Below are 18207 nucleotides of genomic sequence, written 5' to 3'. Positions count from 1 at the left end.
CCGCCCCTGCACCACGCTGCTCCCCACACAATAACGAGAAGAGGTTGTGACTGTGCACACACCCAAACCGACAAGACAGATGGAAAAACAGCCCAATCAGCTACTCTGGCATGGGGTTTTCCTGCTGATGCTGCTGGTTGCCGTATTCGGCATCTACAAGGCTGTCCAGTCAGTGGATTACACCTGGCGCTGGGAACGCATTCCCCAATACATCGCCTATCAGGCGGAGCAGAAGAATGTCGCCGAATTTGACGGCACCGTGATGGTGGGCACCAGCGAGGCCGAGAAGGGCAAGCTGTTCCTGCAAGACGATCTCGACCCCAATGTGCGGCAAGCCATCGCCAGCACCGGCGTACAAGTCGCCGAAGGGGATACCGTTTTTCGTGGCGATACCCTCGACACCCAACTGAGCTGGACCGCAGGCCCCATCGCCTGGGGCGTCTGGGTCACCGTCAAGCTCTCGCTGGTGGCAGGCATCTTCGCCATCCTGCTCGGTACCCTGGCCGGGCTGGCGCGTCTCTCCCCCAATCCCGCCCTGCGCAATCTGGCGGTCACCTACGTTGAGCTCATCCGCGGCACGCCGCTGCTGGTTCAGATCTTCATCGTCTACTTCTTTATCGGCACCGTGCTGAACCTCGATCGCTTCACCGCCGGGGTCGCCGCGCTGGCGGTCTTTACCGGTGCCTATGTGGCGGAGATCGTCCGCGCCGGCATCAGCTCCATTCACAAGGGGCAGATGGAGGCGGGCCGCAGCCTGGGCATGACCTCTGCCCAGACCATGCGCTATGTCATCCTGCCGCAGGCGTTCAAGCGGGTACTGCCACCGCTGGCAGGCCAATTCATCAACCTGATCAAGGACTCCTCGCTAGTCTCGGTCATCTCCATCACCGATCTGACCAAGGCGGGGCGCGAGGTGGTGAGCTCCACCTTCAGCCCGTTCGAGGTGTGGTTTACCGTCGCCCTGCTCTATCTGGTGCTGACCGGCACCCTCTCTTTCCTGGTACGCCGTCTAGAGGTGAAATATGCACGCAGTAACTGATCCCATCATCAAGGTGCAACGGGCGTCGATAAGTGCAGCCATCACCGGCACCCCCTTCGCCTTCCCGGTTCGTTTTCTGGAGGTGAAATATGCGCGCAGCAACTGATCCCATCATCAAAGCGACCGGCGTAGAGAAGTTCTACGGCAGCGAAGTGCACGCCTTGAAAAATGTCAGCACCCAGGTGGCCGAAGGGGAAGTGGTGGTGATCGTCGGCCCCAGCGGCTCGGGCAAATCCACCTTCCTGCGCACCCTCAACCAGCTGGAGACCATCAACGACGGCAACATCGTGGTCGACGGCATCTGCCTGACCGAGCCGGGCGATGTCAACAAGCTGCGGGAAGAGGTGGGCATGGTGTTCCAGTCCTTCAACCTCTTTCCCCACCTGACGGTGCTGGATAACATCTGCCTCGCTCCGCAGAAGGTGCGTGGCCTGTCGCGCCGTGAGGCCGAAGACAGAGCCAAGGCGCTGCTGCTGAAAGTGGGGCTGTCGGTGAAAGCGGCCAGCTATCCCTCCCAACTCTCCGGCGGTCAGCAACAGCGGGTGGCCATTGCCCGGGCACTCGCCATGCAGCCACGCATCATGCTGTTTGACGAGCCGACCAGTGCGCTGGACCCCGAGATGGTGGGGGAAGTGCTGGATGTGATGAAGGGACTCGCCCGCGAAGGGATGACCATGGTGGTGGTGACCCACGAGATGGGCTTTGCCCGCGAGGTGGCTGATCGGGTGCTCTTTATGGAGAGTGGCGAACTGCTGGTGGATGAAAAACCCGCAGACTTCTTCGACAATCCCCCCTCCCCGCGTCTGCGCCAGTTCCTGAGTCAGGTGCTGTAGCCAATACCCAAAGATGGATTATCGAGTTGTTGCACTGGGTGCTCAACTGACACATCAGCAGTTGCCACGATGCAAAGATAAAAAAATGGCAGCCATCTGGCTGCCATCGGGAGAGCACGATTCAGCGATCAGAGGGTCGCAGCGACTTCATCGGAGATGGAGCCGTTGTGATACACCTCTTGCACATCGTCCAGATCTTCCAGCATGTCGATCAGACGCATCAGCTTGGGTGCAGTTTCTGCATCCAGCTCGGCTTCGGTGGAGGGGATCATGGTCACTTCGGCGCTCTGGGCCTTGAAGCCGGCAGCCTCCAGACCATCCAGCACGGTACCGAAGTCGTTCGGGGTGGTATACACCTCGATGGTGCCATCCTCTTCGGTGACCACGTCATCAGCGCCCGCTTCCAGCGCGGCATCCATCAGGGCATCTTCGTCTACGCCCACGAAAGTCAGCAGACCTTTCTTGCTGAACAGATAGGCAACGGAGCCGTCGGTGCCCAGGTTGCCACCGCACTTGCTGAAGGCGTGACGCACTTCGGCTACGGTACGGTTACGGTTGTCGGTCAGGCACTCTACCATCACGGCAGAGCCAGCCGGGCCGTAACCTTCATATACGATGGTCTCGAGCTGTTCGCCATCGCCACCACCGGCGCCACGCTGAATGGCACGGTTGATGGTGTCACGGGTCATGTTGTTGGTCAGGGCGGCAGTCACCGCAGCACGCAGACGCGGGTTGTTGGCCGGATCGGCATCACCCAGACGCGCGGAGGTAGTGATTTCGCGGATCAACTTGGTGAAGATCTTGCCACGCTTGGCGTCCTGAGCGGCCTTGCGGTGTTTGATGTTGGCCCATTTACTGTGACCTGCCATAGAGACTCTCCGTTATTTTTTAAATGTCAGTAACACTGATCATGACTAACCCAAGGGAAACACAGAGGCCGCACGCGGCGGCCTCCGGTGCCGGTATCGGCTTACTCGTCGCCCTTGACGGTGGTTGCAATCGCCAGCTCACCCAGTTGGGCGGCGTTGGCAAGGCTGGGGGCGTCTGTCATCAGACAGGCGGCCGCGGTCGTTTTCGGGAAGGCGATGACGTCCCGAATGTTTTCGGTGCCGGTCAGCAGCATGCTGAGACGGTCCAGACCGAAGGCCAGACCGGCGTGCGGCGGGGTACCGTACTTCAGCGCATCCAGCAGGAAGCCGAATTTCAGGCGCTGCTCGGCCGGGGTGATACCCAGGATGTCGAACACGGTGGATTGCATCTCGCTGTTGTGGATACGGACAGAGCCGCCACCCACTTCGTAGCCGTTGATCACCATGTCGTAGGCGTTGGCGTAAGCACCCACAGGGTTGGCTTTCAGCTCCGCCGGGCTCATGTTGCTCGGCGCGGTGAACGGGTGGTGCATGGCGGCCAGACCACCTTCACCATCTTCCTCGAACATCGGGAAGTCGATGACCCACAGCGGTTTCCAGCTGTTCTCCAGCAGGCCCAGATCGCGACCCACTTTCAGACGCAGGGCGCCCATGGCATCGCAGACCACTTTCTTGCTGTCAGCGCCAAAGAAAATGATGTCGCCTTCGGCAGCGCCGGTACGAGCCAGGATCTCGCGCACGATCTCGTCAGAGAGGAACTTGGCAACCGGAGACTGCACACCTTCGATACCATTGGCCGCTTCGTTGACCTTCATCCAGGCCAAGCCCTTGGCACCGTAGATGCCGACAAACTTGGTGTATTCGTCGATCTGCTTGCGAGAGAGCTCGGCACCACCCGGGACTTTCAGGGCAGCCACACGGCCTTTCGGATCGTTGGCAGGGCCCGCGAACACGGCGAACTCGACAGCAGTCAGCAGATCAGCCACATCGACCAGCTCCATTGGCAGACGCAGGTCCGGCTTGTCGGAGCCGTAGCGACGCATGGCTTCGTCGAAGGTCATGATCGGGAAGTCGCCCAGATCCACGTTCAGGATATGCAGCCACAGTTTGCGGATCATCTCTTCCATCACTTCACGCACCTGCGGCGCGGTCATGAAGGAGGTCTCCACGTCGATCTGGGTGAATTCCGGCTGGCGGTCGGCACGCAGGTCTTCGTCGCGGAAGCACTTGACGATCTGGTAGTAGCGATCGAAGCCGGACATCATCAGCAACTGCTTGAACAGCTGGGGAGATTGCGGCAGAGCGTAGAACTTGCCCTTGTGCACGCGGCTCGGCACCAGATAGTCACGGGCACCTTCCGGGGTGGCCTTGGTCAGCATCGGGGTCTCGATATCGAGGAAGCCGTGCTCGTCCATGAAGCGGCGTACGAAGGCGCTGGCCTTGGCACGGGTCTTCAGGTACTTGGCCATCTCGGGACGACGCAGATCCAGGTAGCGATACTTGAGGCTGATCTCTTCGCTGTTGACCTGATTGAAGTCCAGCGGCAGCGGCTCGGCACGGTTGATGATGTTGAGTTCGTGGGCGAACACTTCGATGGCGCCAGTGGCCATGTCGCTGTTGCGCTGGGACTCGGGACGGGTGCGCACCACGCCGGTCACCTGGATGCAGAACTCGCCGCGCAGCTCGGAGGCCAGGGCGAACGCATCCGGCTTGTCCGGATCGAAGAACACCTGAACGATCCCTTCCCGGTCGCGCATATCGATAAAGATCAGACCGCCGAGATCACGACGACGATGAACCCAACCGCACAATGTAATGGTCTGCCCTGCATGGGCCTCATTGACCTGTCCGCAATAGATAGAGCGCATGGACTTCTTCCTTCGAAATTGTAGAGAGACGGTTAACCTTGGGCCGCCGGGCACGACTGGCAAGCACCGTCTGTCTCACAGCTGGCCAGATTCTTTTTCTTACCCGGTTTGAAATCAGTCTCGTACCATCCGGTTCCCTTGAGCCGGAAGCCTGCCGCCGATATCAGCTTGACCAGATTCGGCTTGCTACAGGCCGGACAGTCGGTCAGGGGGGCATCGGAAAGCTTTTGCAGTTTTGCCAATTCATGGCCACAGACGTCGCAACGATATTCGTAGATAGGCATGGGTCACAAGAAATTGAAAAACAAAAGGGCTGGCATTATAGAGGAAAACCCCCTTTTGGGTAAAATGGCCAGCAGCCTCCTTTCGCCAGTTTTTTGCACTCGATGGCAAAAAGCGGGCAAAAAATCGCCACGAATGCACCAAGAGCGAAGAGAATAGCCACCATGAGCCTCTATTTGGGCCTGCCACAGTGGTCCCACCCCAGCTGGCCCGGCCAGTTGCTGGGCCTTGGCGCCAAGCCTGCCGAACACCTCGCCCACTACGCCACCGTGTTCAATTCGGTGGAGGGCAATACCACCTTCTACGCCCTGCCGACACCGGATACTGTGCAGCGCTGGGCCGATGCGGTACCCGATCACTTTCGTTTCAACTTCAAATTTCCGCAAACCATCAGCCACCAGAGCGATCTGGTGAGCGCAGACAAGCAAGTCGCCGACTTTATTCGCCTGCTCGCCCCGCTGCACGACAAGCTGGGGCTGCTCACCCTGCAGTTGCCCGCCCGTTTCGGGCCACAGGGGCTGGCCAGACTGGCGGCCTTTATCGAGCGGCTGCCACGGGCGTTTCGCTACGCCCTCGAAGTGCGTCACCCTGAGTTCTTCGCCAAGGGGGAGGCTGAGCGGGCATTGAACCGGCTGCTGATGGAACAGGGTGTGAACCGGGTGATGCTCGACAGCCGGCCACTCTTCTCGGTGCAAGCAACCACGCCAGCCCTTGTCGATGCCCAGGGCAAGAAACCGCGCCTGCCGGTGCATCTGCTGGCCACCGCCAACGCCCCCATGGTGCGCTTTATCGGCCTGCCGGACCCGGCGGCCAATCACTCCTTCCTGCCCAGCTGGCTCCCCCACTGGCGCCAGTGGCTCGCGGAGGGGAAAGATCTCTACCTCTATATACATACTGCCGACAACGCCCAGGCACCTGAGCTGGCCCGTCAGATCACCCGCTTGCTGGAGCAGGAGATGGCCCCCTGGCCAGGGGAAAACGATTGCGCACGGCAGGGAGTGCTGCGCTTTTAGCCAACCCATTCTGCGGCCATCGTTTCGCTGCAAAAAAAGTGCTTTTTTGTGGCGTGGCAAGCCCTGGCGTCAAGACAAACGGCCATCAATCCTCTACACTACCGCCCCAAGTAAGGGTCCGGAACATGGCCCGTACGAACAGGAGAGGTCCAAAGGATTTCACGACCAGCCACCCCGTTCGTAAACAGGTGATAAATCTACTCTGATGGGTGTCACCCAACGACTCAATTGAACAATACAGCCGGGTGATGTCCCGACTGTCAGGTTGCGCCAGCATGCATACCAAAGATCAAATTTTTGCCGCCCCGATCGCCCGATTGGGAGACTTCTGTTTTGACGAACAGGTCGTCGACGTGTTTCCCGATATGATCCAGCGCTCGGTGCCGGGTTACAGTAACATCATCTCTGCCATCGGCATGATGGCCGCCCGCTACGCCCAACCCGAGAGCCGACTCTATGATCTCGGCTGCTCACTGGGCGCCGCGACCCAGGCGATGCGTCGCCATGTCAGCCAGCCCGGCTGCCGCATCACCGCGGTGGATCTCTCCCATCCGATGATCGAGCGCGCCCGCGCCCACCTCTCCGGTTTCAAATCCGAGGTGCCAGTGGAGCTGGTGGAGGCGGATATCTGCGATATCGAGATAGAGAACGCCTCCGTGGTAGTACTCAACTTCACTCTGCAGTTTGTCGAGCCAGAGAAACGGGCCGCCCTGATCCAGCGCATTCATGATGGTCTGCGCCCGGGCGGGATCCTGATCCTGAGCGAAAAGTTCCGCTTCGAAGATGAACCGGTCAACGAGCTGCTCATCGATCTGCATCTCGACTTCAAGCGGGCCAATGGCTACAGCGAGTTGGAGATCAGCCAGAAACGCACCGCCCTTGAGAACGTGATGCGCACCGACAGCCTGCCGGTGCATCAGGCACGCCTGCGGGATGCCGGTTTCGTCCATCAGGATCTCTGGTTCCAGTGCTTCAACTTCGGCTCCATGATTGCCATCAAATCCAGCGACGCCCAGCCATGATCGACTTTGCCAATTTCTATCAACTGATTGCCAAAAACCGGCTGAGCCACTGGCTGCATACCCTGCCCGCCCAGCTGCACGCCTGGCAACATGACAACCAGCATGGCGACCTGCCGCGCTGGAATCGTGCCCTCAACAAGCTGCCGCAGGTGGCTCCCGGCAACATCGAGCTGAAAAGCCGGGTCGAAATAGGCTCGGCCGAGAGCCTTGGCGAAGGTGAACGCAAGAAGGTCGAGAGCCTGCTGCGCCACTTCATGCCCTGGCGCAAAGGGCCGTTCATCGTGCACGGCATCCACATCGATACCGAGTGGCGCTCTGACTGGAAGTGGGATCGGGTGCTGCCCCATATCAGCCCGCTCGAAGGCCGTTACGTGCTGGATGTGGGCTGCGGCAGCGGCTACCACCTCTGGCGCATGGTGGGTGAAGGGGCCAAGCTCGCGGTCGGCATCGATCCGAGCCCGCTGTTTCTCTGCCAGTTCGAGGCCATTCGCCACTTCGCAGGCAATGATCAGCGCGCCCACCTGCTGCCGCTCGGTATTCAGGAGCTGCCGGAGCTGCGTGCCTTTGACACCGTCTTCTCCATGGGGGTGCTCTATCACCGCAAATCCCCCATCGAGCACATCGAGCAGCTGCGCAATCAATTGAAAGATGATGGCGAGCTGGTGCTGGAGACGCTAGTGATTGACGGCGGGGTCAACGACGTGCTGATGCCCACCGACCGCTACGGCAAGATGCGCAACGTCTGGTTTATTCCCTCAAGCCGCGCCCTCAAGCTGTGGGTCGAGCGCTGCGGCTTCACCGACGTGCGGATAGTAGACGAGAATATGACCAGCACCGACGAACAGCGTCGTACCGACTGGATGATTAATGAATCCCTGAGTGACTATCTGGATCCAGACAATCCGGCACTCACGGTAGAAGGACACCCGGCGCCGAAACGTGCCGTACTGATTGCCCGCAAGGCCAAAGACTAGCCGATGGCGATTCAGGAAGTTACACTGACCCAATTCCAGGAAGCACAGTTAAATGAATGACATGAAAAGCAAATTAAAAGGAATGACCCTGCTCTCCCTGCTTAGTCTCGGCGGGTGTGTCAATATGGAAAAAGCGCCTCAGGTCCCTGCTCTGACGCTGGCCGAGCTTCGTAGCGAGCTGAGCCAGAGCGAGCAACGCCTGCAAACATCCATGGAACAGCAACAGAAGCAGTATGTGCAGCAACAGCACCTGCTGGTTCAGCTCAACACAGATGTCACCAATATGAAAGAGTCCGTCAAGCAAGTAGACCACAAGCTCGCCACCCTCCCCTCCGAGCCGCCCAAGCCGATGGCCATCCCCACCGAGAAGTGCCCGGCCCCCAATCAGGGTCACACCATCGATGGCAAGCTGATGGTCGGTGAAGCCGAGTGGATCTGGGTTGATGCGGCCAACGACGCCTTCCAGGCGCGGGTCGATACCGGTGCGACCACCTCCTCCATCAGTGCGCAGGAGATCACCATTTTCGAGCGCAACGGCAAAAACTGGGTGCGCTTCTTCCTGAGCCATCAGGAAGTGGACGACAAGATCCAGATCGAAGCGCCGCTGGTACGCCATGTACGGGTGCGTCAGGCCTCTGCTGACGATCTGGACCGCCGTCCGGTGGTGCGTCTGGCCGTGCGCATTGGCGACATGACCGAGAAAGCCGAATTTACCCTGAAAGACCGTAGCGACATGACCTTCCCTGTGCTGCTGGGTCGCGAATTTTTGAAAGACATCGCCGTGGTTGATGTGGCCCGCGAATATATCCAACCCAAACCCAAGCTCAAGGATGTGAAATAATCCATGGTTTCCCGTAAGCCGTTCTATTTGCTGGTAGCCCTGCTGTACATTGTCGGCCTGGGGATGACGATCTATCACCATATCGCGTTGGATGTGCCGCTGACGCCCGGTGAAAAGCGCCAGATCTGGTCCATCGAAGCCAAGCTGGAGTTTGAGGCGACCGGTGAGCCGGTGATCGCCTCCCTGGCCATTCCGGGCACCCAGCCCGGTTTCACCCTGATGAACGAGAACGCCGCCAGCCCCGGCTACGGCCTCTCCTTTGTCGAGAAAGATGGCGATGCCCGCGCCGAGTGGTCCATCCGCACCGCCTCTGGCCGTCAGGAGCTCTACTACCGCGTCGACATGATGGCGGATGCCCACGCCAAACCGGCCGCCAATCCGCAGCCGCCTGCCATCGAGAAGCAGATCGAGAGTGAGCCTTATGCCACCGCGATGAAGCAGATCCTCGAGCGGGCACAGGAGCGCTCTGCCGACGGCTACACCCTGACTCGCGAGATCATCAAAGAGATCGAGAAGCAGGAGCAGAACGCCGAGCTGCTGAAAAAGCACAAGAGCCGCGCCAACCTGATCGCCGAGCTGCTCAACAATGCTGACGTCCCCACCCGCGTGGTGCATGCCCTGAATCTGGAAGATGGCCGCCGTCGTCAGGAGCTGGTGGATTACCTGCAGGTATTCAACAGCCCGACCGACTACAAACTGTTCAACCCGCAAACCGGTGAACAGGGTCGTCCGGCCAACCTGCTGCTGTGGGAATATAACTCCGGCGCCCTGCTGGACGTGACCGGTGGTCACAACTCCCGTGTCAGCTTCTCGATGATCGAGCAAGAGCAGCCGGTCAGCGTGGCACTGGCGCAGAAGTTCGAAAAATCAGAGATGATGAACTTCTCCATCCACAGCCTGCCGCTGGAAGAGCAGACCCTGTTCAAGGGCTTGCTGCTGATCCCGATCGGCGTGCTGATGGTGGTGTTCCTGCGGGTTCTGGTGGGGATCAAGACCTCAGGTACCTTCATGCCGGTGCTGATCGCGGTCGCCTTTATCCAGACCTCGCTGGTCACCGGTCTCATCGGCTTCCTGCTGATCGTCGGCACCGGTCTCATCATCCGCTCCTATCTGTCGCGGCTTAACCTGCTGCTGGTCGCCCGAATATCGGCCATCATCATCATGGTTATCTCGATGATCGGTATCTTCTCCGCGTTCGCCTTCAAGCTGGGGCTGACCGACGGCATGAAGATCACCTTCTTCCCGATGATCATTCTCTCCTGGACTATCGAACGGATGTCCATCCTTTGGGAAGAAGAGGGCCCGAAAGAGGTGTTCCGCCAGGGCGGCGGCTCTCTGCTGGTTGCCGTCATCGCCTATCTGGCCATGGATAACGAGCTTATTCGTCACCTCACCTTCAACTTCCTCGGCCTGCAGCTGGTGCTGATGGCGACCGTGCTGTTGATGGGTAACTACACCGGCTACAAGCTGAGCGAACTGAAGCGCTTCAAGCCGCTGGTGGACGAGATGAAATCTGGCGTCACCCCGGGTAAGGACAAGTAACCGATGTGGTTCTGGGAAAAATACACCACCCCGTGGAGCCTGTCCCAATCAGGCATCCTCGGCATGAACAAGCGCAACCACTCCTACATCAGCCGCTACAATCCGCGCAGCCTCTATCCGCTGGTGGATGACAAGCTGCAGACCAAGCAAATTGCGCTGGATGCAGGGGTCACCGTGCCTGAGCTGATCGGTACCATCCGTGCCCAGCACGATGTGGGTCGCATCACCGAGCTGGTAAAAGATTGGCCGGGCTTCTGCATCAAGCCGGCCCGTGGCTCGGGCGGCAAGGGGATCCTGGTGATCCTGCGTCAGGAAGATGGCCTCTTCTATAAACCCAACGGCAGCGCCTCCAACGGTCAGGATCTGGAGCGCCATGTCTCCAACATTCTGGCAGGGCTCTATTCGCTTGGCGGCAAGCCCGACGTGGCACTGGTGGAAGGCCTTATCAACTTTGATGATGTGTTCGACGGCTACTCTTTTGAAGGGGTACCCGATGCTCGGGTCATCATCTTCAAGGGGTTCCCGGTGATGGCGATGATGCGCCTCTCCACCGCAGCCTCCGACGGCAAGGCGAACCTGCACCAGGGCGCCGTGGGGGTAGGTCTGTGCCTGCGTACCGGTCGTGCCCTGCGGGCGGTGCAGTTTGGCAATCCTCTGCGCCACCATCCGGATACCGGCCTCGACCTCTATGAGCTCAAGGTCCCACACTGGGATACCCTGCTCACCCTGGCAGCCTCCTGCTACGAGATGTCGGGTCTGGGTTATATCGGTACCGATATGGTGCTGGACAAGTTCCGCGGCCCCATGCTGCTGGAGCTCAACGCCCGTCCTGGTCTTGCCATCCAGATCGCCAACGGTCGCGGACTGGTGCCAAACCTCAAGACCATCGAGAAACTGGGACAGGTGAAGATGAACGTGGAGCAGCGGGTCAATTTCGCCAAGGATCACTTCGGGATCTTTGAGGAATAACGCCTCCGCTTGTGAACTGAGCGCGCCTATGGCGCGCTTTTTTTATGGCGATTGTCTGTCGTCACATACCTTCCCAACCATAGATCAGCACCTCATTTCGAAACAACGAGTACGCCAGCGAACGGCTGCTTGGAATAGCGAGGAGAGCGATGGAACGAGAAGAGTGTGGCCACTATGTCAGAGGATGGATAAATCTCAGGTATAAAAAAACCGGCGCCAAGACGCCGGTTCTTCAAGGAGAGTACGACCCGATTACAGGGAGTCAGCATTCTCGGACAGGTACTTGGCAACGCCGTCCGGAGAGGCTTGCATACCTTTTTTGCCTTTTTCCCACTGAGCCGGGCACACTTCGCCGTGCTCTTCGTGGAATTGCAGGGCATCGACCATGCGCAGCATCTCGTCGATGTTGCGGCCCAGCGGCAGATCGTTGACAACCTGATGGCGAACGACACCGTTCTTGTCGATCAGGAAGGAGCCACGGAACGCCACGCCGGCTTCCGGATGCTCAACGTCATAGGCTTTGCAGATTTCGTGTTTCACGTCGGCGATCAGCGGGTACTTGACCTGACCAATACCGCCATCTTCCACTTTGGTGTTGCGCCATGCGTTGTGGGAGAACTGGGAATCGATGGAAACACCGATCACTTCCACGCCACGCTTCTGGAACTCTTCATAACGGTGATCGAAGGCAATCAGCTCGGACGGGCAGACGAAGGTGAAATCGAGCGGATAAAAGAAGACAACGGCAGCTTTGCCTTTGATGTGGGATGACAGGTTGAATGAATCAACGATCTCGCCATTACCCAGAACAGCTGCGGCGGTAAAATCGGGTGCGGGACGGCCTACCAATACCATATTCAATTCCTCTTTATGTGAAGTGAACAATCCGGTGAGGATTGGGCTACCTAGAGCCAAGTCCATCTAATTCAAGCGACAAACTATAGACCCGGTGGTAGATTAGTTAAATCAAATTAAATAGATAGCATTAATCGGGTTTTTCTATGCAACGTTGGCCCAGCCTCAAACAGCTGCAATATCTGGTCGCTCTCGATGAGCACAAGAACTTTAACCGCGCCGCCAAGGCCTGTCATGTCAGCCAGTCGACCCTGAGTACCGGGATCCAGACGCTGGAGGACATGATGAACCTGCAACTGGTGGAGCGGGACCACAAGAGCTTCATTATGACCCCGGTCGGCATGGAAATCGTCGAGCGCGCTCGCAATTTACTCTCCGATGCGCGGGATCTCATGGAGCTCGGGCAACATCAGGGCGGCGTGATGCAGGGGACGGTACGTCTTGGCTGCATTCCCACCATCGCCCCCTTCCTGTTGAGCAAGCTGCTGAAAGAGTGCAGCAAAACCTATCCTGACCTCGAATTGTTGCTGCGTGAAGACACCACCAGCAATCTGCTCAAGCAGCTGGAACAGGGTCAGCTCGACTTGCTGATCCTCGCCCTGCCCATCGAGATCGGGGGATTTCACTGCAAGACCGTCGGCCAGGATCCGTTCCACATGGTGATGCCCGCCAGCATGGCGGCCGGTCTGCATACCCCGTTCGACTACAAGGAGCTGCCCAACCAGAGCATCTTCCTGCTGGAGCGGGAGCACTGCCTCACCGAGCACGCAGTGAGCGCCTGCCGCCTGCGGGACAAGAGCAAGATCAACCCGTTTGCCGCCACCAGCCTGCACACCCTGGTGCAGATGGTGGAAGCGGGTCTTGGCACCACCTTCCTGCCGCAGATGGCCATCGATGCCGGCATTCTTGCCAACTCCGATCTGGTGGCCATCCCGCTGCCGGGAGAGACCTCCTATCGCGAGATTGGGCTGGTCTGGCGCCCCAGCACCACCCGGGTACAGACCTTCTACAAACTGGCCGAGCTGCTTAAACCGCTGATCAGCCACAACGAGTGACAACAAACGCCAGCCCTCGGGTTGGCGTTTTTCAGTTCCCCGCCACATTTTTCCTCTCGGAGACTAGGTCTGGAGCCAGATCCCTGTTTATGATGGAAAAGTTGTCGTGTGCCCTCCTGCCCCCAGAACGATTTGGCAGGATATGGCGCTCGATAAATGTCTCGTTTGGTAGACCCGTCCGTGGAGAGAGCCCGATGTATCGCAAGCTGCTGCTATCCCTGCTGACTCTACTGCTGGCCGCCTGTTCCAGCACGCCGGAGCCGCCTCCGGCCCCCCGGCAGAGCAGTACCTTTGATGGCTTCTACCAACAGTGGCGCGGTGTTCCCTACCGCATGGGCGGCGCCAGCCGCGCCGGACTAGACTGCTCCGCCTTCACCCAGCTCGCCTACAGTCAGGTGCTGGGCTTAAACCTGCCAAGAACCACCGAATCTCAGGCCAGCATTGGCAAACCGGTGGATCGCTACCGGCTGCAACACGGGGATCTGGTCTTCTTCAAAACCGGCTGGCAGCAATACCATGTGGGGGTCTACACAGGTGCCGGCGAGTTTATTCACGCCTCCACCAGCAAGGGAGTGATCCGCTCCCGCCTCGACAACGTCTACTGGAACAGTCGCTACTGGCAGGCACGTCGGGTGACCCAGTAACCGCTCAAACGCCTGCTTGCGACACAAGTTGCGTGCCGATACTCTCCGTCAATCCCTGTCGCGATGTCGGGACACACAACCCGCGCTTATAACTCAATTGGCCCCAAAGCCTGCATATCACACCATTTTGTGATAAGGTGGTGGCCAATTTTTAACACTTTCGCCTTTTTCTCATACGCTCTCTGTCCTGATTGACAACAAGCGAGGCAATAACAAGCAGCGCGCGGCGAAAGTGGAGTGTGGCGCAACACTGCCGGACGGGTGGCCCACAGCTGCAGTATCAAGGGTTAAATAGATAAGGAGATCGTGCAATGAAACAGTATCAAAGCTGGCTGGGGCAATACCTGATGAGTCGCCGTGACGGTGACCACGCCATGGCATGCGAGATGGCGAGTTCCATCTGCGAGTTCTGGCAGCAGCAGGGTGATGAAAACGAACTGGACAAGTGGCAGCAGATTTACCAGAACCATCTGGAAAAGACCACCTGATCCCGACCGTTGCCTTGCTGCCAGCCACCCGGTGTTGGCAGCAAGGCCACTCGTGACCAACCACCATCAGCCAACCCCTCTCCCCCAATTTTCCCGCTACGTTAAACCGCTACCTTCGTTCACTCGCGCTTTACCATCTTCATTTTGCTCTTGCGCACCGGCCTCTGTTAATTACATCTCGGCAGCCATTCCCTGCGCCCAGTCGATAAAGGCCTGGATCTTGGGACACGCCCGATTGGGCAGGGTCGCCATGTAATAACGCTGCTCGCACTTGACCTCCAGCCCGGCAAAAGGGGCCACCAGCTCGTTGCGTGCCAGTCGCTTGCTCACCAGATTCTTGCGCCCCATGGCGATCCCGGCGTGATTCATGGCGGCGATGATGGCGAGATCCGAGCGATCAAAACCCATGCTCAGCTGACATGCCTCCAGGCTGACCCCGGCGTGGCGAGCCCAGCTGCTCCATTCGTCGGTATCCGAGTCAAATCCCCATGCCTGCCGATCATGAAGCAGACGGCACAAGGACAAGTTGGCTGGATTGCCGACAAGCCCGTGCTGCTCGGCATATTCCGGGCTGCAGACCGGCAGCATGTACTCATCCATCAGTGGGTGGATGGCAAGCCGCTCCTGGCTCTTCTCATCGAAATAGAGGGTCAAATCGATGCCATAACCATGCAGGTTGATGTTCTCGTTGCCGGTGATGATATTGAGCTCGATCTGCGGATGCAGGCGGGAGAAATCAGCCAACCTGGGCACCAGCCAGCACTGGGCGATAGAGGGGCGCGAATAGATGGTCAGGGTGCCGGAGAGCTCCTGATTCTTGATCTCCAGGATCTCCTGATTGATGAACTCCAGCGAAGATTTGAGCGCCCAGAACACCCGCTGCCCATCCGCCGTCAGTACCACCTTGCGGTGAAAACGCTCAAAGAGCTTGAACCCCAGCTCCTCTTCCAGCGCGCTGATCCGGTGACTCACGGCACTGGGGCTCAGCGACAACTCATCTGCTGCCATGGCAAAGGATCCGTGGCGGGCGGCCGCCTCGAAGGTGTGCAGCTTGGCCAGCTGGTAGCCACTCAGCAGCTTGTTGCGCGATATGTAATTATCCCCGTTATACATTCATTCCCCTCTTCGCAATGGCCGCCGATGATACACCCACAGGCCACCTTCAGGATGAATTCAAAAGACCCAAAGAGTGTGATTTCGATAAATTGTGACCAATGCAGCGCTCTTGCATCACCTCAGCTCACCCAAGTGGTCGATTTCATCATTTGTCAGCCCCGCCTCATTTTCATTCAATAAGCGCATAAACAATCACACACAACAGATGTCGAGGCGCAGTATGAGTTCAGAGGTATGGGTCATCGCTACCTTGCTAAGTAGCATCGTTCTTATCGTGGTTACCATAGTGAAGGGCAAGGTGCATCCTTTCCTCGCCCTGCTGCTGGCGAGCTTCTATGTCGGCACCCTGATGGGGATGAACCCGGTCAACATGGTCAATGCCATGGAAGCGGGCATTGGCGGCACGCTAGGCTTTCTCGCCGCCGTCATCGGTCTTGGCACCATACTTGGCAAGATGATGGAGGTGTCGGGGGCGGCGGAGCGCATCGGTCTCGCCCTGCAGAGATGCCGCTGGCTCTCGCCTCAGGTCATCATGGTACTGGTCGGTCTGGTGTGCGGCATCACCCTGTTTGTCGAAGTGGGGGTAGTGCTGCTGATCCCGCTCGCCTTCTCCATCGCCCGCAAGACCAACACCTCGCTGCTGACCCTGGCCATTCCGCTCTGCACCGCCCTGATGGCCGTGCACTGCATAGTGCCGCCCCACCCGGCAGCCCTCTACGTCACCAATCAGCTGGGGGCTGACGTCGGCTCGGTCATCGTCTATGGCCTCGCGGTCGGGCTGTTTGCCTCGCTGGTGGGCGGCCCGCTGTTCCTCAAGCTGCTGGGTAACCGGCTCCCGTTCAAGGTGGTACCCGATGCCTTTGCCGACATCAGGGCCCGCGATGAAGCAACGCTCCCGACTTTGGGCGCCTCGCTCTTTACCGTGCTGCTGCCCATCCTGCTGATGCTGGCCAAGACGGTCGCCGAGCTCAATATGGAGCACGCCAGCCACCTCTACACCGTGCTGGAGTTTATCGGCAACCCCATCACCGCCATGTTTATCGCAGCCTTCACCGCCTACTACTTGCTGGGGATCCGCCAGCAGATGAAGATGGAAGGGCTGCTCAACAAGACCGAGGAGTGCTTCTCCTCCATCGCCAATATCCTGCTCATCATCGGGGCGGGTGGCGCCTTCAACGGCGTGCTCAAAACCAGCGGGCTGGGCGACTCTCTGGCCACTATCCTCTCACAGTTGGATATGCACCCGATTCTGCTCGCCTGGCTGGTGGCTATCGTGCTGCACGCCGCCGTGGGCTCCGCCACCGTCGCCATGATGGGCGCCACCGCCATCGTCTCCCCCATCATGGTGCACTACCCGAACATCAGCCCGGAGATCATGACCCTGGCCATCGGCTCTGGCGCCATTGGCTGCACCATGGTGACCGACTCTCTGTTCTGGCTGGTCAAGCAGTATTGCGGCGCCACCCTGAACGAAACGCTCAGGTACTACACCACCGCCACCTTGGTCGCCTCCCTGATGGCGCTGGCCGGTACTTTCCTGCTCTCCTATATCGTGTAACAAGACCGAGAACACTATGAAAAACATCGACGTCCAACAACTCACAGCGCAATTTCCACTGGTGCAATCCCTGATCGCGCTTGAGCCAGTCACCTGGTTCAACCCCAACACCACCACTCTGGCTGCCGGTCTGCCCTATGTGGGGCTCGATAGCAGCAATGTGGCAGACGCATCCGCCCGCTTGGCCCGCTTCGCCCCCTACATGTGCGAGGCCTTCCCCGAGACCCGCGCCAGCAACGGTATTCTGGAGTCCGACATCGCCGCCATTCCGGCGATGCAGGCCACGCTCAACCAGCGTTACGGCGTTGAAGTCACCGGTAGACTGCTGCTGAAAAAAGATAGCCACCTGCCCATCTCCGGCTCCATCAAGGCGCGCGGCGGTATCTACGAGGTGCTGGCCCATGCCGAGCAGCTGGCCATCAAAGCCGGTCTGCTGCGAGAAGAGGATGACTACCGCAAGCTCTTTAGCGAGGAGTTCCGCCAGTTCTTCAGCCAGTACAGCATCGCAGTAGGCTCCACCGGCAACCTTGGCATGTCCATCGGCATCATGAGCGCCAAGCTGGGCTTTACCGTCACCGTCCACATGTCTGCCGACGCGCGGGAGTGGAAGAAACGCAAACTACGTGAACATGGAGCCATCGTGGTCGAATATGCCGAAGATTACGGGGTTGCGGTAGAACAGGGGCGCAAAGAGGCCGAGCGCGATCCCAACTGCTTCTTTATCGATGACGAGAACTCCCGCACCCTGTTCCTCGGCTACTCGGTGGCGGGCGAGCGGGTGAAAAAGCAGTTCGACCAGATGGGCATCAAGGTGGATGCCGACCACCCGCTGTTCGTCTATTTGCCCTGTGGCGTGGGCGGCGGCCCGGGCGGGGTGGCCTTTGGTCTCAAGCTCGCGTTCGGTGATCATGTCCACTGTCTGTTTGCCGAGCCGACCCACTCCCCCTGCATGCTGCTGGGGGTTCACACCGGGCTGCACGATGCCATTGCGGTGCAGGATCTGGGCATCGACAACCTTACCGCAGCCGATGGCCTCGCGGTGGGACGCGCCTCGGGTTTCGTCGGCCGCGCCATGGAACGACTGCTCGATGGCTTCTACACCCTGAGCGATCAGGAGATGTATGACCTGCTGGGACTGCTGGCGCGCGATGAACAGATCACACTCGAACCTTCTGCTCTGGCGGGTATGGCCGGCCCGTGGCGGGTGGCAGCCAATCCCGAGTGGCTCACCGGGCGTGG

The 18207-nt window shown here is 59.0% G+C and carries 19 protein-coding genes; 14 read left to right on the top strand and 5 right to left on the bottom strand.

Translation table 11 applies throughout. The features are described from left to right. Nucleotides 1–79 precede the first annotated feature (79 nt). From AB5Y85_RS04235 to AB5Y85_RS04225, 3 genes are read left to right on the top strand one after another with little or no spacing between them, the layout of a single operon-like run. Nucleotides 80–1039, top strand: a complete 960-nt coding sequence (locus AB5Y85_RS04235) for an amino acid ABC transporter permease (protein WP_368221227.1) — start codon at nt 80–82, stop codon at nt 1037–1039. After that, nucleotides 1023–1145 (top strand): hypothetical protein, encoded by a 123-nt coding sequence (locus AB5Y85_RS04230; RefSeq protein WP_265184880.1) that lies wholly within the window; start codon nt 1023–1025, stop codon nt 1143–1145. Before AB5Y85_RS04235 ends, AB5Y85_RS04230 begins: the two co-directional genes overlap by 17 nt. After that, entirely contained in the window at nt 1129–1872 is a 744-nt protein-coding gene (locus tag AB5Y85_RS04225) for an amino acid ABC transporter ATP-binding protein (protein ID WP_005350722.1), read from the top strand. The genes AB5Y85_RS04230 and AB5Y85_RS04225 overlap by 17 nt, the downstream gene beginning before the upstream one ends. Nucleotides 1873–2000: 128 nt before the next feature. Here the strand turns inward: AB5Y85_RS04225 and AB5Y85_RS04220 are convergent, their stop codons facing one another. From AB5Y85_RS04220 to AB5Y85_RS04210, 3 genes are all read right to left on the bottom strand, one after another. After that, nucleotides 2001–2741: a YebC/PmpR family DNA-binding transcriptional regulator gene (locus AB5Y85_RS04220; protein WP_005337681.1), complete on the bottom strand. Its 741-nt coding sequence runs from the start codon at nt 2739–2741 to the stop codon at nt 2001–2003. Between the two features lie 101 nt (nt 2742–2842). Then, complete coding sequence (aspS, locus tag AB5Y85_RS04215; RefSeq protein ID WP_257686611.1) at nt 2843–4609, bottom strand: aspartate--tRNA ligase; 1767 nt, start codon at nt 4607–4609, stop codon at nt 2843–2845. A 32-nt stretch (nt 4610–4641) separates the two neighbouring features. Further along, complete coding sequence (locus tag AB5Y85_RS04210; protein ID WP_005337686.1) at nt 4642–4893, bottom strand: FmdB family zinc ribbon protein; 252 nt, start codon at nt 4891–4893, stop codon at nt 4642–4644. 162 nt (nt 4894–5055) lie between these two features. Here AB5Y85_RS04210 and AB5Y85_RS04205 point away from each other — a divergent pair, with 162 nt between their 5' ends. The 6 genes from AB5Y85_RS04205 (at nt 5056) to AB5Y85_RS04180 (ending at nt 11252) form a co-directional block, all read left to right on the top strand. After that, nucleotides 5056–5904: a DUF72 domain-containing protein gene (locus AB5Y85_RS04205; RefSeq protein ID WP_257686612.1), complete on the top strand. Its 849-nt coding sequence runs from the start codon at nt 5056–5058 to the stop codon at nt 5902–5904. A gap of 275 nt (nt 5905–6179) precedes the next feature. Then, a complete protein-coding gene (cmoA, locus tag AB5Y85_RS04200; protein ID WP_005353159.1) occupies nt 6180–6926 on the top strand; it encodes a carboxy-S-adenosyl-L-methionine synthase CmoA in 747 nt (248 codons plus the stop codon). Further along, entirely contained in the window at nt 6923–7900 is a 978-nt protein-coding gene (gene cmoB / locus AB5Y85_RS04195) for a tRNA 5-methoxyuridine(34)/uridine 5-oxyacetic acid(34) synthase CmoB (RefSeq protein WP_257686613.1), read from the top strand. The genes cmoA and cmoB overlap by 4 nt, the downstream gene beginning before the upstream one ends. 52 nt (nt 7901–7952) lie before the next feature. Further along, entirely contained in the window at nt 7953–8741 is a 789-nt protein-coding gene (locus AB5Y85_RS04190; RefSeq protein ID WP_005337698.1) for an ATP-dependent zinc protease, read from the top strand. 3 nt (nt 8742–8744) lie between these two features. Beyond that, complete coding sequence (locus AB5Y85_RS04185; protein WP_005337699.1) at nt 8745–10283, top strand: inactive transglutaminase family protein; 1539 nt, start codon at nt 8745–8747, stop codon at nt 10281–10283. A gap of 3 nt (nt 10284–10286) precedes the next feature. Next, on the top strand, nt 10287–11252 hold the full coding sequence (locus tag AB5Y85_RS04180; RefSeq protein WP_005337700.1) for an alpha-L-glutamate ligase-like protein: 966 nt from the start codon (nt 10287–10289) through the stop codon (nt 11250–11252). 252 nt (nt 11253–11504) lie between these two features. On the opposite strand, the gene AB5Y85_RS04175 is transcribed toward AB5Y85_RS04180, so the two are convergent. Then, a complete protein-coding gene (locus AB5Y85_RS04175; protein ID WP_005337701.1) occupies nt 11505–12107 on the bottom strand; it encodes a peroxiredoxin C in 603 nt (200 codons plus the stop codon). 146 nt (nt 12108–12253) lie between these two features. On the opposite strand from AB5Y85_RS04175, the gene AB5Y85_RS04170 reads away from it, so the two are divergent. From AB5Y85_RS04170 to AB5Y85_RS04160, 3 genes are all read left to right on the top strand, one after another. Further along, nucleotides 12254–13162, top strand: a complete 909-nt coding sequence (locus tag AB5Y85_RS04170; protein WP_005337702.1) for a hydrogen peroxide-inducible genes activator — start codon at nt 12254–12256, stop codon at nt 13160–13162. Nucleotides 13163–13356: 194 nt separating this feature from the next. Then, complete coding sequence (locus tag AB5Y85_RS04165; protein ID WP_257686614.1) at nt 13357–13806, top strand: C40 family peptidase; 450 nt, start codon at nt 13357–13359, stop codon at nt 13804–13806. A gap of 311 nt (nt 13807–14117) precedes the next feature. Continuing rightward, nucleotides 14118–14294 (top strand): hypothetical protein, encoded by a 177-nt coding sequence (locus AB5Y85_RS04160; RefSeq protein WP_005337704.1) that lies wholly within the window; start codon nt 14118–14120, stop codon nt 14292–14294. Nucleotides 14295–14465: 171 nt separating this feature from the next. Here AB5Y85_RS04160 and dsdC read toward each other — a convergent pair whose 3' ends face one another. After that, entirely contained in the window at nt 14466–15407 is a 942-nt protein-coding gene (dsdC, locus tag AB5Y85_RS04155) for a DNA-binding transcriptional regulator DsdC (protein WP_257686615.1), read from the bottom strand. Nucleotides 15408–15630: 223 nt separating this feature from the next. On the opposite strand from dsdC, the gene dsdX reads away from it, so the two are divergent. Then, the gene (gene dsdX, locus AB5Y85_RS04150; RefSeq protein WP_257686616.1) at nt 15631–16968 is read left to right on the top strand and encodes a D-serine transporter DsdX; all 1338 of its coding nucleotides are present in this window, start codon (nt 15631–15633) and stop codon (nt 16966–16968) included. A gap of 16 nt (nt 16969–16984) precedes the next feature. After that, the coding region (gene dsdA, locus AB5Y85_RS04145; RefSeq protein ID WP_368221226.1) for a D-serine ammonia-lyase at nt 16985–18207 on the top strand (1223 nt) is incomplete at its 3' end.

The organism is Aeromonas sp. R3-1 (assembly GCF_040908345.1).
Taxonomy (GTDB): domain Bacteria; phylum Pseudomonadota; class Gammaproteobacteria; order Enterobacterales; family Aeromonadaceae; genus Aeromonas; species Aeromonas veronii.
This window is presented reverse-complemented; position numbering and strand designations above follow the sequence as displayed.

Excerpts from the sequence above, each read along its gene's own strand:
- AB5Y85_RS04180 (WP_005337700.1), top strand. The coding sequence starts at position 10,287 with ATGTGGTTCTGGGAAAAATACACCACCCCGTGGAGCCTGTCCCAATCA.
- AB5Y85_RS04225 (WP_005350722.1), top strand. The coding sequence starts at position 1,129 with ATGCGCGCAGCAACTGATCCCATCATCAAAGCGACCGGCGTAGAGAAG.
- AB5Y85_RS04165 (WP_257686614.1), top strand. The coding sequence starts at position 13,357 with ATGTATCGCAAGCTGCTGCTATCCCTGCTGACTCTACTGCTGGCCGCC.
- AB5Y85_RS04220 (WP_005337681.1), bottom strand. The coding sequence starts at position 2,741 with ATGGCAGGTCACAGTAAATGGGCCAACATCAAACACCGCAAGGCCGCT.
- AB5Y85_RS04170 (WP_005337702.1), top strand. The coding sequence starts at position 12,254 with ATGCAACGTTGGCCCAGCCTCAAACAGCTGCAATATCTGGTCGCTCTC.
- aspS (WP_257686611.1), bottom strand. The coding sequence starts at position 4,609 with ATGCGCTCTATCTATTGCGGACAGGTCAATGAGGCCCATGCAGGGCAG.
- AB5Y85_RS04205 (WP_257686612.1), top strand. The coding sequence starts at position 5,056 with ATGAGCCTCTATTTGGGCCTGCCACAGTGGTCCCACCCCAGCTGGCCC.
- AB5Y85_RS04160 (WP_005337704.1), top strand. The coding sequence starts at position 14,118 with ATGAAACAGTATCAAAGCTGGCTGGGGCAATACCTGATGAGTCGCCGT.
- AB5Y85_RS04190 (WP_005337698.1), top strand. The coding sequence starts at position 7,953 with ATGAATGACATGAAAAGCAAATTAAAAGGAATGACCCTGCTCTCCCTG.
- AB5Y85_RS04235 (WP_368221227.1), top strand. The coding sequence starts at position 80 with ATGGAAAAACAGCCCAATCAGCTACTCTGGCATGGGGTTTTCCTGCTG.
- cmoA (WP_005353159.1), top strand. The coding sequence starts at position 6,180 with ATGCATACCAAAGATCAAATTTTTGCCGCCCCGATCGCCCGATTGGGA.
- cmoB (WP_257686613.1), top strand. The coding sequence starts at position 6,923 with ATGATCGACTTTGCCAATTTCTATCAACTGATTGCCAAAAACCGGCTG.
- AB5Y85_RS04210 (WP_005337686.1), bottom strand. The coding sequence starts at position 4,893 with ATGCCTATCTACGAATATCGTTGCGACGTCTGTGGCCATGAATTGGCA.
- dsdX (WP_257686616.1), top strand. The coding sequence starts at position 15,631 with ATGAGTTCAGAGGTATGGGTCATCGCTACCTTGCTAAGTAGCATCGTT.
- AB5Y85_RS04185 (WP_005337699.1), top strand. The coding sequence starts at position 8,745 with ATGGTTTCCCGTAAGCCGTTCTATTTGCTGGTAGCCCTGCTGTACATT.
- dsdC (WP_257686615.1), bottom strand. The coding sequence starts at position 15,407 with ATGTATAACGGGGATAATTACATATCGCGCAACAAGCTGCTGAGTGGC.
- AB5Y85_RS04230 (WP_265184880.1), top strand. The coding sequence starts at position 1,023 with ATGCACGCAGTAACTGATCCCATCATCAAGGTGCAACGGGCGTCGATA.
- AB5Y85_RS04175 (WP_005337701.1), bottom strand. The coding sequence starts at position 12,107 with ATGGTATTGGTAGGCCGTCCCGCACCCGATTTTACCGCCGCAGCTGTT.